The organism is Vagococcus allomyrinae (assembly GCF_017829975.1).
In the GTDB taxonomy this organism is placed as follows: Bacteria; Bacillota; Bacilli; order Lactobacillales; family Vagococcaceae; genus Vagococcus_D; species Vagococcus_D allomyrinae.
This window is the reverse complement of record NZ_JAEEGA010000034.1, coordinates 1-14,610: the sequence shown is the minus strand read 5'-3', so window position 1 is coordinate 14,610 and position 14,610 is coordinate 1. Positions and strand designations below refer to the sequence as shown.

The following is a 14,610-nucleotide window of genomic DNA, read 5'->3' as shown; positions in this document are numbered from 1 at the left end:
TTTATTTTTTCTACCTATATTATCTCAAATTGAACGGAAAAAGTCTGTAAAATCAAAAAAAAGTTGTATAAAACAGCTATCATTTTATACAACTTTAATTATTTAACTTTTTCAGCAGCCTCGCTAGTAACAGGACTGCTAGTAGAACTGATAAAAGATCAGTGACTAGCCGAGATACAAGTAATCATCTAGACTGGTCAAAGTACAGGATGATTACTTGTCTTGATTAAATTTCAATATAGCGATCACTAACATAGCCAAGCTTGTGGCCAGTGTTAATGCTTCGAATACTGACATAGTATTCCCTTTCTGAAAAAGTAAGGGAGTACTTATTTTTTTAATCATAAGCATCACCTCCTATCGTGTTACATAGGGAGGCTAGCCATCATCAGTTAACTTTTCTATAGGATTATTTTAACATGATTTCGTTTGTTTTTTAAGCATTTTCTAAGTCGTTATCAAAAGAATATGCTTCGGTTGAAGGGGAAGGGCTAGGAGAGGGGGAATTTTCAAGTGGAAATGCTCTCGGCCAGCAAGTGTATCTTGGCATCGGCGATTAAATAAACGTCTCCCATGGTTGTCATGTTACCATCCATCAATCGAATTGCACACTCCTTAACCGCCACATAAACGTTAAGTTCCCGAGATAATGGGAGGAGTTCAGCGAGCAATGCCGTATCATCAATGCTCAAGTTTGCTTTGGAACAAAAGAAAAAGTCGTCAAGGCCTATTCCAGTAAAAAGCGAACTGTTGGTTATATCGCTACCAGTATTTTTAGAACAAAGCCATTTGGCAGACATATTGATGGCGCCAGCACTAGCTCCCATAACAACTGCGGAACTTTGTTTAATAATATCGGTTAATCCGTAATCTAACAAAAATGTGTGGAGAGAAGTGGTGATGCCGCCGCAGACAAAAATCGCTGAGGCCTCCGCTAATAATGATTGAGCGTTCTTTTTTGATAAGCGATAATCAATCATCTGGTAGTTGTCAAAGACAATTCCAGCAGGCTCTAACCACTTATCTTTGACAATAGTAAGTTCGGGATAAGCAAAGTTCGAAGGTTGTCCATTAATCATAACTAAAGAAGTTCTATCTGCCAAATCCTGACTTAAAGACTGCTGCAGAGAGTTAGGTAACCCCTCATCAAACCAACTAAAATAATAGCGAATAGCCATCTGTTACATCCTCCATATCTAAGTGTTTTGTATTGATTAAGTGAGTAATAGGTTCTACTTTATTGTACGTAATTTAAGCTGAATAAGCTAGACCATTAACTATTCGATTTTTTTTACAAAAAATAGTATTAATAGTACAGAGAAAAAAACAATAAAAGGTACAATTAATGATCGTTTTTTGGTATCATTGATTTAGGACGTGAAGATTAAGTCAGATAAGCACAAAGATGAATGCGGTTACGTTTTTGGTAACTCAAGATGAAATGTCATTATAATTTGTCAGAGGTGGTGAATGTCTTTGGATAGAGCAGAAGTTCTTACAAGTAAGATTAGACAAAAAGAAGAACAAATTAGAGATGTTGAATTTGGTATTAGAAAATTGGAAAAGGAATTATTGGAACTTTATCAAGCGGCAGAACATGAGGAGAAGGTGAATGCTATTTTTTTTAGTATGAAAGAGAGTAAAGCAAGGCAATTTTCTAACCTAAAAAATAATGTTGAGGGCATAAAATTTAGTGTCAGTTTATCGGAAAATATGATGGATTTGGTGAATGGAAATTTGGCTCAGCAAACAGAAGAATCAATTAAACATGCTATTAGAGTCATAGAGTTAAAGATTAGTCAAACAGAACAAGAGATCATACGATTAAAAACCACACAAAATGGTTACGAAATAGTATTGTCAAATTTGTACAGTCAAAGAAGGCAGTTATAAAGTTAAAAGGGAAGGATGGTATCATGGGATACACGATTGGTTATGATATTGTGTTACTTGATTCAGAAATTGAAACGATTAATAATGAAATTAACAAAACAATGGATGAGTATGAAGAAGTCCTTGACAATTATTTATCTTCTTTACAAAGAATTGTCAATAGTGCTGTAAAAGGTGGACGAGTTTCAACTAATTTAGCAACTTACTTGGAAACAGCAAAGACACTTAAAGAGGTTGTTAAAGATTTTAGCGCAACTACTCAACGTGAAACAGAAGCCTTTTTGGCGGATTTTGATGAGGCCGATGCTGATTTTTATTAATATGAGTGAGGTGAATTATGAGCGAAGTAGAGATTGAGATAGATGTAGAAGTAATCAATGTAGAAATAGCTTATTTAAGTTCATTGAGAAAGAATGCTTGTCAAGCACCACCGTTTTTGGAAAGTAAAGGAAAAACCATTGAGGAAATCACAGAAGTTTTCACATGTCTTGATTCATTAGCGATATCGCTAGATGATATGATAGGCAATACTATTTCGTTTTTAGAAAATGCGAAAGATTCTATGATAGATGTAGATGAAAAAAGTGCAAAAGTACTGGAAGAGTTATTGAAGGAGGGAAACTAGAGTGTCAGGGATGAAACGAGATTTCTCTCAAGCAAATGTATCGGCAATTCAGGCAGTTATAAGTGAGGTTGAAAATGATGGACAATGGGGAATTGCCGATTTTTTTGGAGATTTATTTTCTTGTCCAGGTGAAGCGAAAGACAGTCTGGCCGATTTGAGAGAGTTTCATAATCAAATTATTGATAAACAAAATATAGGACAGACTGATTTTGAAAAAGTGTTGAAAAATGTGAAGCAAGTTGATAATTCTTTTAAACGTCGAATAGGTGGGATAAAAGAAAAAATAGAATGTTATAAGGACAAAACGGAAACCATTGGGAAATTAATTACTCCTTCAGTGATAACCGCTCCATCTTGGAAAGTGAATTCTATCATTACCACAATGAATAATCAGTACGCAAAACTGATGGGAAGACCAGAGGTATTTGATGAAGATGGCAACGGTGTATTTGGTGCAGATCAAGGAAGTTTACAACAAAAATGGGATAATGATGTCAATGATGAAGGGGATAGAGAGAGAATTAGAAATATGATTGAAAAAGTGATGGGGAAAAAAATGTCTGATGAGGAGATCAAAGAATTTTTAAATAATTTAAACAACGAAGGTTGTGGATATGCCGCGGCGACCAACATAATTTTAAGTGAATTTGCAGGTCGCGAAGTGGAATTCAAAGAAAAATTCGGAATTGATTATTATGATAAAGATGGTAATGTTAATTTTGAGGAACTATTGTTAGATTTTTATTATCATCAAGATAATTTCGGACCAGGGGCAATCGGACCGAGAGTAAAAGCAGACATAAAAAACTATTGTCGTGACCATGATGTGGATTTGACAGGAAATTTAAATGGAATATATACGGAGTCAGGAATTAAACAACAATTGAGCGAAGGGAAATTAATCACAATGACCTGTTATATTCCAGGTATGAAGTTTGAGGGAAGAGATGATCCGATTGATTGGCATACGGTGACGATTGTCGGATTTGACGAGGTGAAAGGCAAGTTTATTATATCTTCCTGGGGAAATAAGTATTACCTAGATGAATTACCAAAGGTGGCGGATATGTATGTGTATTGAGGATGAGGTCAATGAGTAGTATCGTAATAGGTCTGTCTTTTTTGCTCATCATAAGCTTGATCGGCTGGCTAGTGTATAAGAAGCAAAGAAAAATAGCGGTGTTATTAAGTGTAATATGTTTGAGTGTAGCAGTGATTGTAGGGATTAGTTTTTTTCAAACAATGACAGGGGCAGAAAAGAAAGTATCTAGCTACTTTAATTATTTTGAAGCCACCTTTCAACTGACTGATGACCAATCCGTTTATGATCGTAGCGGGACGAATCGAAATGATCCGAGAATTCGTTTGGCGTTTCAAAAGTATGATCAGAGCTGGCTAATTCAAAATGAAGTCGTTACAAGTGAAACAGCTGAAAAAGCAGGGATTGAAGCCTTAAGGAGGCATATTTATCCTCATTATGCTGCTTATATACTCAAAGAGTTTATCTATAATCAAGCTATCGGCAACGAGTTTGCTGTTGTGGAGAGCTATCTTGAAGACAAAGGGTACAATTATCATTGGGATAAAGAGGTTTATTCCTCAGAGGATAAGCAAGCTCTTTACAGTGATGAGCGTGAGTTATCGAATTTGAAACTACCTAGTTACACTAATGAAATTAAGCTGAAAGATGAAAAAGCCTATTACTCTGGAAAATCAGTCCAACAAATTGATTTTTTGCAGTTTATCGACTTTTTCGATTATCAGATACATTTGGTTGGGATGATCACTAAAAAGGAGCCAGATTCGGCAGACATTGAGATGACGCAACTTAATGAATTGTTAGAACAGACGATTAAACATCAGCGCTTGAAGATTAGCTTAAAGGAAGCAGAAGAGTCGTAAATTTACCATACTTAACAAGTAATTGCTATAGCTATGAGTTAGATTTCAAAACAAAGGAGTAGCCCTCAGTTGGAGGCTGAGGGCTAGGAGATGTATAGCTATCTTAGGGATAACTATACCAATGAAAAAGTTTTGTTAGGGTTGTTTGTTAGTATAGTTATATACTAAGCCAAAAATATGAAGAAGCTATGAGGATAAATGACGGATTGTTAGACTATTTTGTTAAGGAAATCATTGTAAAGAATGAGAACAAAACAACCTTTCAGACCACTATTCGAAAATTGCTTCTTTTTCGTCAAAAAAGTTTTCTTAAGGTTAATGAACGGATAGATTGAGAGATATTTAGAGAAAGAAGACACTTCAAACAAAAGCGTGAAGTGTCTTTTTTCTTGCTGATATATGGAACTGTTGAATAGATAGAATGGGAGAGTTGGGAAATCAGAATGGGTTATAAAGTACTTTACTGATGATACTAGTACTATTTCAAGATAAAATACTAAAAAATACAGTTATCAATTAGCAAATGGTAATTTTCAGGAGATATTTCGCAAGCGGAAAGATATCTGATAAGTAGCGATATCGGGTTACTGATGTTTAAATCACCCTCATCGGATGATTAACCTGCAAAACTTTTTAACCAATAAAAGAGAAACTAAAGAATCGGAATATAAATATCAGTCAAACTTTTTTCCGATAGTTTTTTTGGCGGTTCGGTGATATACATCTCAAAAGGAGTGGCATCTCTGGCTTTTGCTTTATCCTTAAACAGCCATTCCTGATACATATACTGCCAAGCCTCCCCATACTCTTTGGCCGCTAACTCGAAATGGCCGACGGCGAACTTGCCAGAAATACTTGACTCGCAAACATTTCCTTCTTCAATGACCTGAGCTTCTTTTGGAATGGTCATGGCCACGCTAGTGCGAAGGTTTTTTTCATTGGTAATAAAGGGATTATCATCGTAAATGGTCAACACTTTTGTGTCATTGGGCACGATCAACTGGTGTTTGGTAGCAAAGTCAAATAGCTCCGTTACTAACTTGCGACTCTCCTTGCGAAAGGCGGCATAGCTGCCTCTAAAGCGGATATAAATAATCCTCTGGTCTTGTAATTCTTCGGTGGTGATAGTCATAGGTTCAATCATGGTCATTCTCCTAACATTTTTAGTGGTGTCGACACAAATTATTATGTCACGGAGTCATCTCGATTTCTTGGCATTTCTTGCTGTTTTCGGTAATCTCTAGGACTAACACCGAAATGCTGTTTAAAACGCCTACTAAAGGCACTGGCATCACTATAACCGTATTCCATCGCAATTGCCGTGATGGACACCTGTGGATTTACACATAAATAGATGGCCGCTCGTTCCAATTTGAAGCGGGTAATAAATTCGTGGAGCGTTTCCGTCGAATACTTTTTAAAAATCCTGTGAAAATGAAAGTCGGATAAGTGGGCGTTTTGTGCCAAGTCACTTAAAGAAATTGGTTCTTTTAAATGGCGTTCAATATAGTCTTCTGTTTTATTGATCAAGCGGAGATACCGCTGTTGAGAGCTGGAAGTGGTCGTTGCCTTTTTCATGTCTCATCGCTCCTTAACTCAAATGACTAGTGGCCTTTTACTTTGAAGCGAGTTTGGCCATACTGTACATCAACTTTAACCTATTTTACGGCAGTTGTAAAAAATTTTCTTTATTAGGAAGTAGAGGGTCTCACGAAAAAAAATCACAGAATCAACAAATAAAAACCCTCACCCAGCGAAAATAGGTAGCCTATTTCCGTTAAATGAGAGAATTGAGGTTGTTAAGCTAGTTAAACTGCTTGGTGACTACGGACCTACTACGACTAAACCGCCTCCGCGTGGCGTGATGATAATAATATCCATTAGTTTCCCTCCCTTTAATTATTCATGTACCTATGAATATGTTACTATATAATTAATAGTTAGCTTTATTTTATTCGTATGTGAATATTTTTCTTGGGAGGAGACATAATGTGCTATGGGGAATATTTTAGAATTTTGAGAAATGAGAAACGAATGACGATTTTGGACGTCTCAAAAGACATCATTTCAGTGGGGCAGTTATCAAAATTCGAACGGGGCGTTAATGAAATCACCATTTCAAAATTTATTAAGTTATTAGATAGAATAAACATTACCTTAGAAGAATTTGATTTGCTGTGTAACAATTATGAACACAGCAATCTCCATCAGTTAGTTAAAGATATTAGAAAGAGTTACACCAATCGCGACACGGAGGAGTTATTGAGAATCTCAATGGAAGAATTATCAAAATGGGAGACCACAGGTAATGTCAATAACAGATATAATCATATCATGTTGTCAATTATGAATGACGAATTAAACGATCGTCATACAACAGAAGACAGCGATATTGAATTACTGACGGATTATCTGTTTTCCATAGACGATTGGACCTATTATGAAATTGTCCTATTTGGCAATTCGATCTCAGCCATTCCGATTCAAACCGTGATTTTATTATCGGATGAAATCTTCCATAAAACCAAATTTTTTCAGAGCAATAATAAACACCGGCAGATGGTGATTCACGTCTTACTGAACGCCAATCTGATTTGTCTGATGAACGATGAAATAGAAAAAAGTTATCAATTTCAACAAGAAATTGATAACTTGATAAATTCGGAAACCTATTTGTATGAAAAAAATTTGTTGATGTATTCTGAAGGGTTATATTTGTTAAAAACGAATCAAATAGCCGAAGGAACAAAAAAAGTTAATAAGGCCTTGGATATTTGTCGCGAGTTGAAATCCTATAAGTTGGCCGACAGTTATGCGACCTATTTTGATGAAATAATGGCCAGTCTGGTCAAACCGACCTAGAAGAAGCGTAAAAGTCTAGTATCGCTAGATTCAGGTAAGTCACAGGAGAAAAGTTCCTGATGACTTATCTGTTTTTTTGCTATTTTAGAATCAACCGTTGATGGTCAGAAAATCAGAAAAGGGATATCTGAGATGATGGGACGTAATTGGAGAAGATTAAGAGGCCGGAAACCCGGCCTCAATGTTAGTATTCCATAAAAATGGGATACTATGTCTGTCTAGAATTGATTTAAACACTACCTAGAACCTGAGAGCGTATTTTTTTGAGTAGGTGTTAAACTATGAACTAAGTATCATCAAGTCGGTTGGCATATAAGATGGTCACTATGATAATAAGGACACCGATAATACGGATCAAGGTCACACTTTCGCCAAGAAACAAAATAGTGGCGCCAATGGCCGCTGGCAGTTCAATTGAGGAGACTAGAGAAGAAAGGCTCGAACCAATTTTAGGAACCCCAATGGAAAAGCAAATGATTGGCAAAAGAATGGCGACCACGGCATTTAAAAGACCATAAAGAAAAAGTGAGGACATGGGAACCGTCGTTAATTGAGAAATTTGTGAAAAGCTTGTTAGCATCACCACGATGAAAACGCCACAAGCAATTCCCAAGCCTTTTTTTGGCCATTCTAAATCTGGTTCGATAATATCGTTTAAAAAGATGTAAAGGGCATAAGAAAAGGCGTTTAGCATGCCGAACATCACCCCTTTTGCAGATAAGAGGCCTAACCCCGATTCGATAATGCCACTACCAAGAACAACCCCAACTAAAATAAAGACAATGACGAAAAAGTGCTGAATGGAAGGCATTTTTTTGCGGTAGATAGCCGCAATTAGAATCCCAATCCAAGGAAACTGAAATTGTAAGATAACAGTCGTACTGGCAGAGAGTTCAGATAATGCTTTTAGGAGAAAGAAACCTGTTAAACCTAGCGAAATACCAATAATTAAGGTCTTTCCAAAACTGATCAAAGGGAAATCTTTGTAGCCTTTAAATAGGATGAACAACAATAAGAGGGCAAGAAGTCCAATGCCTGACTGACCTAAGAGTACTTGCGATTCAGATAACCCGGCATTGATTGCCAGAGAATTAGCGGTTGGAACCAGACCACCGGAAATGGCTCCCACCATGACGACGATCACATAAATTATTTTTTTTCTTTCCATGAGAATCCGTCCTTTCGTTAATCGTTTTGGACTGAGTAACAATGATCTACGTAGCAAGCTAGGTTCTTTTAAATACAGCTTCACAAGACATCACAGCATAAGTATCCTTGTCTTAAAAACTACCCGAAGCTCTGATCTTAGCCCATTCTTAGTGCTTATCACCTTTCACTTAGTTGTCCCTGGCTGCTAACGGCTCATTATTTTTCCGAATTTATTCACTTGAGCTAAGCGGATTTGAGGTAAAGGAAAGCGAAACGCCCCATTTCTTAAATTGTAAAGCCTTCCACTAGTGGAAGGTCAAGGATTAGTTGAAATAGTTTATAAGAGCGCCCATTTTATATTGATAAACCTTGCTATGACGGGGATGATAGGGGTTAAAAACTATCACCTCTCGATACCTACAAAAGGCTTGGTGCGGTTAAAGGAGCATGCTAACTATTTTATCAAACAAACTATGGATGTTGCCTTTTCATTGGAACGGCCGATTCTAGCGGTTCTTTGAAGGAAAAGTTGATTTAGAAAGGGTGGCATAGAAACATTAAGTTTTTATCTAAAGAGTCTTGACCTTCCAGTGATGGAAGCTTGTATAGTAACTTATAATGACAGTTTCGATAGAGTGAGATAGGAGGCTGAGAAGGCAAGTGTAGGTTAGGAAGTAAGTAGGTAGAAAAAGAAGAGGAGGCGACAGAAATGTCAGAAAACAAGATTGTTTACCCGTATATTCCTAATTCCAATCCTGAGACGCAAAAAGAGATGATGGATTATGTCGGCGTGAAGGACATGTGGGAGCTTTACGAAGAAATCCCTGAAGACTTATTGTATCGTGACAGACTAGCGATTCCTGATGGGATACTTGATGAATTCAGTATTAAAAAACATGTGGAAAAAATTTTAGCCAAGAATACGAACTGTGATGAGTTTATCAATTTCTTAGGGGCAGGCTGTGCTCAACACTTTATTCCGGCAGTGGTAGATGAAATTACCACACGTGGTGAATTTTTAACCTGTTACGGTGCTGAAAGCTGGGCAGATCACGGTAAGTATCAAGCCTTTGTTGAGTATAATTCAATGTTAGCGGAGCTTTTGGAGACAGAGGTGATGAGTGTGCCGCAATTTGATGGTGGGCAAGCGATGTCAACAGCTTTGGCGATGGCTTGTCGGATGACCGATCGGCGTAAGGTCCTGTTACCAGAATTGATGAATCCGATGTACCGAAGTATTGTGGCGAATTACATGGATTCTGTTCAGGATGAATTAAATGTGGAATGCCTGTTTATCAAGTTTGATCCTCAAAGTGGCAAGTTGGACTTAGCTGATTTAGGGGAAAAATTAGACGAAACAGTGGCAGCAGTGCTAATTGAAAATCCTGGCTTTTTAGGGGTTCTGGAAGATCAGGGAAGTCAGATTGCCGAGTTGACAAAAGAAGTAGGGGCTGAATTTATTGTTTACGTTAATCCGATTTCTTTAGGGGTGTTGGAAGCACCGGCAAATTACGGCGCAACGATTACGTGTGGCGATCTTCATAGTTTAGGACTTCATCTGTCTGGAGGAAATGGCCAAGCCGGTTTTATCTCCACTCAAGGAGAAGCGCGTTATTTAAACAATTACAAAGATTTTATTTATGGCTTTGCTGAGCCAGAAGTGGCAGGCGAGTACGTCTTTGGTAATATGCTGATTGATCGCACGCACTATTCCAAACGAGCATTTGGTAAGGAGTTTACTGGGACGGGGACCAACCTGTGGATGATTTCTGCGGCAGTCTATATGGCCTTAATGGGGCCGAAGGGAATGGAAGATGTTGGTACCGCTATTCTGTATAACAGTCAATATGCGGCCCAGGAAATGGCTGGGATCGAAGGTGTTTCACTTCGTTTTAACAGTCCGTTTTTCCAAGAATTTGTCGTGGACTTTTCAGCCACTGGCAAAACAGTTGCTGAGATTAATGATAAGTTGTTAAAACAAGGGATTTTCGGTGGGTTAGATTTAAGCAGCTGTTTTGGAGAATTTGCTGACTGCGCCTTGTATTGTGTGACGGAAGTGTTGACGAAAGCCGAAATTGATCAATTAGTGGTGCAACTACGCAAGATTGTTGAAAATTAGCGACATCAGAGAGGAGAATTACCATGGGGCAAAATCAACAAACATTATTACGCGATTTTCATGAGGCCCGTTGGAATGAGCCGATTATCTATGAAATGAGTACGCCAGGTGAACGTGGGGTTCTGGTACCCGAGGTTAGTCAGTCTCTTTTAGCAAAAATGGCTGACAAAGAGTTGATTCCAACTAGTTTGAAGCGGAAGCAGCGCCCTAATTTACCAGAAGTTGGGCAAATGCGAGTCAATCGCCATTACATGCGGCTCTCTCAGGAAACTTTAGGAAATGATGTCAGTGTCGATATTGGACAGGGGACATGTACCATGAAATACAGTCCGAAAGTTCAGGAGCACTTGGCGTCACGCAATCCTAATATTGGCAGCATTCATCCGTTACAAGATGAGTCCACCATTCAAGGGTTGTTAGAAATTTATTATAAGACAGAAAGTTATTTAAAAGAGATTTCTGGAATGGAGGTCTTTTCATTTCAACCAGGGGGCGGTGCCCATGCGATTTATACCAACGCGCTAATCGTTAAAAAGTATTTTGCTGATCGCGGAGAAGATCGTGATGAAATCGTGACGACGATTTTTTCTCACCCGGCTGATGCGGGAGCGCCAGCAACCGTTGGCTACAAGGTGATTGATTTAATGCAAGATGATGAGTTGGGCTATCCAACGTTAGAGGCTTTTAAGGCGGCTTTGTCAGAAAAAACAGCGGCCATCTTTATTACCAATCCAGAAGATACAGGAATCTTTAATCCGCGGATTAAAGAATATGTGGAAGCAGCTCATGCTGTCGGGGCGATTGCAGTTTATGATCAGGCCAATGTCAACGGTATCATGGGGATTACGCGAGCAAAAGAGGCTGGCTTTGATTTGATTCACTACAATCTTCATAAGACCTTTTCTTCCCCACATGGCGGGATGGGGCCCGGTGTCGGGGCCTTAGGTGCTAATGAGCGAATGAAAGAGTATCTTCCAACACCAAAAGTTACCTTTGATGGAGAGAGGTATCATTTGAGCGGTGATATTAAGCGTTCTGTCGGCAAGGTTCGCTCGTTTATCGGCAATGCGGCGATTATTGTCAGAGTCTATATGTGGATTCGGACATTAGGGGCCGATGGCATTAGAGAAGCGGCCATGTGTGCAGTGTTGAATAATCAATATGCCATTAAGAAAATTGAACAAATTCAAGGAGTGACAATGTATTATGGCAAAGGCAAGCGGCGAATTGAGCAATGTCGTTACAGTTGGGAGCAGTTAGAAAAAGACACGGGTTTAGGCACAGAAGATGTCCAGCGCCGTTTGGTGGATTATAGCATGGAACATTACTGGGAGTCCCATCACCCTCATATTGTTCCTGAGCCATTCACCCTTGAACCGACGGATTCTTACAGTAAAAAAGATATTGATGAGTTTGTAGCAGTCTTAGAGCGGATTGCTTGGGAATGCTATCACACGCCAGAGATTATCCGAACCGCGCCTCATAATGCCCCCTGTCATGGGATTAAGAATTACTATGAAGCAAATCCCGACAACGTCATTTGCTCATGGAAACAATATCAGAAAAAATACGGGATGACTTAATGAAAATCGGCTTGATTATTAATCCTATTGCCGGTGTCGGGGGGCCTGCCGGATTAAAAGGGAGTGATGGCGCGGAGATTCAAGAGCTGGCGCTTTACAGAGGAAGCACGTTTCAGTCGGCTAAAAAAGTCAAAATAGCCTTGGAAGCGTTGCGGTCTGTCGAAATATCTTTTGAACTCTATACAGGTGCGGGAGAACTAGGGGAAGAAATTGTCAAGGAACTGGGCTTCCCATGTCAGGTATTTGGTTCCAAAAAAAGCAAGACAACATCGCAGGATACAGAAGATCTTGCCAAAGTGTTGGCTAAGCAAGTTGAGTTACTGGTGTTTGCCGGTGGCGATGGAACGGCTCGGAATATCTATCATGCTGTTGGCCTGTCGATTCCTTGTGTGGGGATTCCGACAGGGGTGAAGATTCATTCAGCTGTTTATGGCAATTCGCCAAAAGCAGCAGGGCAACTAATAGCTCGCTTCATTAATCACCCAGAAAGCGCTCAGCTAGTTGAGCGGGAGGTCATGGATATCGACGAAGAAAAGTTTCGTCAAGAGATTATCGAGGCGAGGCTATACGGTTATTTAGAGGTTCCCTATGTAAGCCAACTAATGCAGCCCTCTAAGGCCTCAGTTAAGTTTAGCGAATACGATGTCATGGGAATTGCCGATGAAATTGCTGACCGCATGAAAAAATTGCCAACAGACACCTGTTTTCTATTTGGCACAGGTGGCACCACGTTTAAGGTGATGGCGCATCTTGGCTTTAGCGGTAGTTTATTAGGGGTAGATGTAGTGATTAATCAGGCTGTCGTGATAAAGGATGCCACTGAAAAAGCGCTGTTTGACCTGTTAAGGGGAAGGCGGGTAGTCCTAATACTAACGGTTATTGGCGGGCAAGGCCACATTTTGGGGCGAGGCAATCAACAAATCAGTCCTCGTATCGTCAGAGATGTCTTACCCTCAGATATTTGGATTGTCTCAACAGCCGCTAAAATTTACCATCTACCCAATCACGCCTTACGAGTCGATACTTCTGATTGGGAACTAGATCAGCAATTAGCAGGTTATTGGAAAGTGATTGTAGGCTGGCAAGAACAAATCGTATGTCCGATTGTTTAGTGAGGAGGGAACGCGATGAAAAGCATTTTGATTACTGGTGGTGCTTCAGGTTTAGGAAGGCATTTGGCTCAAAGGTATGAAAATAAAGGGTATTTGGTTTACGTGTTGGATATGAATGAAGAAAAATTAACGGAAGTCGCAACGAAGCAAATTATTCCGATTCACTTGGATGTCTCAGAGGAAAGTAAGTGGCATGAACAAGTTCTACCGATCATCGAAGAAAATTCTGGTCGTTTGGATTGTGTGATTGCTTGCGCCGGCGTTATGCGAGTGGGGAGTGTTGAAGAGTGTAGTAGAGAGACGTGGGAGTTGATGTTTAACGCGAATTTGACCGCTCATTTTATGACGGCCAAGATGACAATGCCTTACCTTAAGCAAAGTCGTGGTAATATCTTGTTTATTGGCTCACCTTCTGCCACCTTTGCTGTGCGCCAAGAGGTCAGTTATATCACCTTTAAGCATGGCATTTGTGGGTTGATGAAATCCGTTGCCTTTGATTATGGGCGGTCAGGAGTCCGGGCCAACGTGGTTCATCCTGGGTGGATGAAAACACCGATGTCTGATTTAGAGATGGAAGAAATTATGGAGCGGGAGGGTGTTACCTTGGAAGAGGCCTATGCCCAAGTGTGCAAGCATCTGCCTTGCCAACGACCGGCCTCTTTAACAGAGATTTCGAATGTCATCGAGTTTGTTTGCTCGGATCAGGCATCTTATATGACAGGATCAGAGATACTAGTTGATGGCGGTGCGTCAATTGTCGATGTGGGAATGTTGGAAATGATGTAAGGTTATTTGAAGGATAAGAGAACCCTGAATATGCATGGAAAACCAAAACGAGGAGACAGCTTGAGTGATCAAGAAAAGTCTGCTCGTTTTTTTAATCTCATAAGTACATCCCATAAATAATTCGAACCTACCGTTTCAATTGATTTTCTACTGCGCGATGTTCTTTAGTCGTTTTCGTTAGTTGCTTGTAAAAGACTTACCTTACAAAATGGGCAGGCAAAGTTGACTCAAAAATTGCTTTCCTATGTCATTTTTGAGGTTCCATTCTTATAGAAACTGTCTAAACCTGTTCCGCATGATAAGTCCCTGCAAAAATCCGTTAAATCTTGGCTATAGTAATATCAAACAGTGCAATACGCTCACCGTGAAATAAATTTTGTCATAGTAGATGAAAATAAAGAGTCAACCAATTTAAAGGCGCAACATTAAGGGTTTGCTTGTTCAACAGTCGCTTGCTTTTTCAAAGACACTTCCACCTTATTTCGTGTCCCCCAGCCCGTTACCTGCCACATCATAAAGAAGCTGTAATAGGAAAGTAAGGTACAGAGATAGATGTTTAACATAGTAGAGAACGACACC

General features: G+C 39.3%; 15 protein-coding genes. 10 read left to right on the top strand and 5 right to left on the bottom strand.

Translation table 11 applies throughout. The features are described 5' to 3' along the window. Window positions 1-213: 213 nt before the first annotated feature. Together I6N95_RS27605 and I6N95_RS26640 are read right to left on the bottom strand one after the other, a co-directional pair. Complete coding sequence (locus I6N95_RS27605) at window positions 214-345, bottom strand: hypothetical protein (protein WP_283809028.1); 132 nt, start codon at window positions 343-345, stop codon at window positions 214-216. 164 nt (window positions 346-509) lie between these two features. Beyond that, window positions 510-1,178: a Type 1 glutamine amidotransferase-like domain-containing protein gene (locus I6N95_RS26640; RefSeq protein WP_209533164.1), complete on the bottom strand. Its 669-nt coding sequence runs from the start codon at window positions 1,176-1,178 to the stop codon at window positions 510-512. Window positions 1,179-1,476: 298 nt separating this feature from the next. On the opposite strand from I6N95_RS26640, the gene I6N95_RS26635 reads away from it, so the two are divergent. From I6N95_RS26635 to I6N95_RS26615, 5 genes are read left to right on the top strand one after another with little or no spacing between them, the layout of a single operon-like run. Then, window positions 1,477-1,893 (top strand): hypothetical protein, encoded by a 417-nt coding sequence (locus tag I6N95_RS26635; protein WP_209533162.1) that lies wholly within the window; start codon window positions 1,477-1,479, stop codon window positions 1,891-1,893. A gap of 23 nt (window positions 1,894-1,916) precedes the next feature. After that, window positions 1,917-2,213, top strand: coding sequence for a hypothetical protein (locus I6N95_RS26630; protein WP_209533160.1), 297 nt, complete (start codon window positions 1,917-1,919; stop codon window positions 2,211-2,213). A 17-nt stretch (window positions 2,214-2,230) separates the two neighbouring features. Continuing rightward, window positions 2,231-2,518 (top strand): hypothetical protein, encoded by a 288-nt coding sequence (locus tag I6N95_RS26625; RefSeq protein WP_209533159.1) that lies wholly within the window; start codon window positions 2,231-2,233, stop codon window positions 2,516-2,518. Between the two features lies 1 nt (window position 2,519). Beyond that, on the top strand, window positions 2,520-3,599 hold the full coding sequence (locus tag I6N95_RS26620; RefSeq protein ID WP_209533158.1) for a hypothetical protein: 1,080 nt from the start codon (window positions 2,520-2,522) through the stop codon (window positions 3,597-3,599). A gap of 11 nt (window positions 3,600-3,610) precedes the next feature. Next, window positions 3,611-4,420: a hypothetical protein gene (locus I6N95_RS26615; RefSeq protein ID WP_209533157.1), complete on the top strand. Its 810-nt coding sequence runs from the start codon at window positions 3,611-3,613 to the stop codon at window positions 4,418-4,420. Between the two features lie 652 nt (window positions 4,421-5,072). Here the strand turns inward: I6N95_RS26615 and I6N95_RS26610 are convergent. Further along, on the bottom strand, window positions 5,073-5,564 hold the full coding sequence (locus I6N95_RS26610; protein ID WP_209533156.1) for an AraC family transcriptional regulator: 492 nt from the start codon (window positions 5,562-5,564) through the stop codon (window positions 5,073-5,075). A 41-nt stretch (window positions 5,565-5,605) separates the two neighbouring features. Further along, entirely contained in the window at window positions 5,606-5,998 is a 393-nt protein-coding gene (locus tag I6N95_RS26605) for a helix-turn-helix domain-containing protein (RefSeq protein ID WP_209533155.1), read from the bottom strand. Window positions 5,999-6,409: 411 nt separating this feature from the next. On the opposite strand from I6N95_RS26605, the gene I6N95_RS26600 reads away from it, so the two are divergent. Then, a complete protein-coding gene (locus tag I6N95_RS26600) occupies window positions 6,410-7,282 on the top strand; it encodes an Rgg/GadR/MutR family transcriptional regulator (protein ID WP_209533154.1) in 873 nt (290 codons plus the stop codon). 286 nt (window positions 7,283-7,568) lie between these two features. Here the strand turns inward: I6N95_RS26600 and I6N95_RS26595 are convergent, their stop codons facing one another. Beyond that, window positions 7,569-8,450, bottom strand: a complete 882-nt coding sequence (locus tag I6N95_RS26595) for an EamA family transporter (protein ID WP_209533153.1) — start codon at window positions 8,448-8,450, stop codon at window positions 7,569-7,571. A 690-nt stretch (window positions 8,451-9,140) separates the two neighbouring features. On the opposite strand from I6N95_RS26595, the gene gcvPA reads away from it, so the two are divergent. The 4 genes from gcvPA to I6N95_RS26575 are packed head-to-tail and all read left to right on the top strand — an operon-like array spanning window position 9,141 to window position 14,031. Continuing rightward, complete coding sequence (gene gcvPA, locus I6N95_RS26590) at window positions 9,141-10,550, top strand: aminomethyl-transferring glycine dehydrogenase subunit GcvPA (protein WP_209533152.1); 1,410 nt, start codon at window positions 9,141-9,143, stop codon at window positions 10,548-10,550. Window positions 10,551-10,573: 23 nt separating this feature from the next. After that, window positions 10,574-12,133, top strand: a complete 1,560-nt coding sequence (gene gcvPB, locus I6N95_RS26585) for an aminomethyl-transferring glycine dehydrogenase subunit GcvPB (RefSeq protein WP_209533151.1) — start codon at window positions 10,574-10,576, stop codon at window positions 12,131-12,133. Then, window positions 12,133-13,245, top strand: coding sequence for an ATP-NAD kinase family protein (locus I6N95_RS26580; protein WP_209533150.1), 1,113 nt, complete (start codon window positions 12,133-12,135; stop codon window positions 13,243-13,245). Before gcvPB ends, I6N95_RS26580 begins: the two co-directional genes overlap by 1 nt. A gap of 15 nt (window positions 13,246-13,260) precedes the next feature. Further along, window positions 13,261-14,031 carry an SDR family NAD(P)-dependent oxidoreductase gene (locus tag I6N95_RS26575; protein WP_209533148.1) on the top strand — a complete coding sequence of 257 codons (771 nt, stop codon included), beginning with the start codon at window positions 13,261-13,263 and terminating at the stop codon, window positions 14,029-14,031. Window positions 14,032-14,610: the final 579 nt, after the last annotated feature.

Excerpts from the sequence above, each read along its gene's own strand:
- I6N95_RS26580 (WP_209533150.1), top strand. The coding sequence starts at position 12,133 with ATGAAAATCGGCTTGATTATTAATCCTATTGCCGGTGTCGGGGGGCCT.
- I6N95_RS26575 (WP_209533148.1), top strand. The coding sequence starts at position 13,261 with ATGAAAAGCATTTTGATTACTGGTGGTGCTTCAGGTTTAGGAAGGCAT.
- I6N95_RS26610 (WP_209533156.1), bottom strand. The coding sequence starts at position 5,564 with ATGATTGAACCTATGACTATCACCACCGAAGAATTACAAGACCAGAGG.
- I6N95_RS26600 (WP_209533154.1), top strand. The coding sequence starts at position 6,410 with ATGTGCTATGGGGAATATTTTAGAATTTTGAGAAATGAGAAACGAATG.
- gcvPB (WP_209533151.1), top strand. The coding sequence starts at position 10,574 with ATGGGGCAAAATCAACAAACATTATTACGCGATTTTCATGAGGCCCGT.
- I6N95_RS26605 (WP_209533155.1), bottom strand. The coding sequence starts at position 5,998 with ATGAAAAAGGCAACGACCACTTCCAGCTCTCAACAGCGGTATCTCCGC.
- I6N95_RS26625 (WP_209533159.1), top strand. The coding sequence starts at position 2,231 with ATGAGCGAAGTAGAGATTGAGATAGATGTAGAAGTAATCAATGTAGAA.
- I6N95_RS26640 (WP_209533164.1), bottom strand. The coding sequence starts at position 1,178 with ATGGCTATTCGCTATTATTTTAGTTGGTTTGATGAGGGGTTACCTAAC.
- gcvPA (WP_209533152.1), top strand. The coding sequence starts at position 9,141 with ATGTCAGAAAACAAGATTGTTTACCCGTATATTCCTAATTCCAATCCT.
- I6N95_RS26595 (WP_209533153.1), bottom strand. The coding sequence starts at position 8,450 with ATGGAAAGAAAAAAAATAATTTATGTGATCGTCGTCATGGTGGGAGCC.
- I6N95_RS26615 (WP_209533157.1), top strand. The coding sequence starts at position 3,611 with ATGAGTAGTATCGTAATAGGTCTGTCTTTTTTGCTCATCATAAGCTTG.
- I6N95_RS26630 (WP_209533160.1), top strand. The coding sequence starts at position 1,917 with ATGGGATACACGATTGGTTATGATATTGTGTTACTTGATTCAGAAATT.
- I6N95_RS27605 (WP_283809028.1), bottom strand. The coding sequence starts at position 345 with ATGATTAAAAAAATAAGTACTCCCTTACTTTTTCAGAAAGGGAATACT.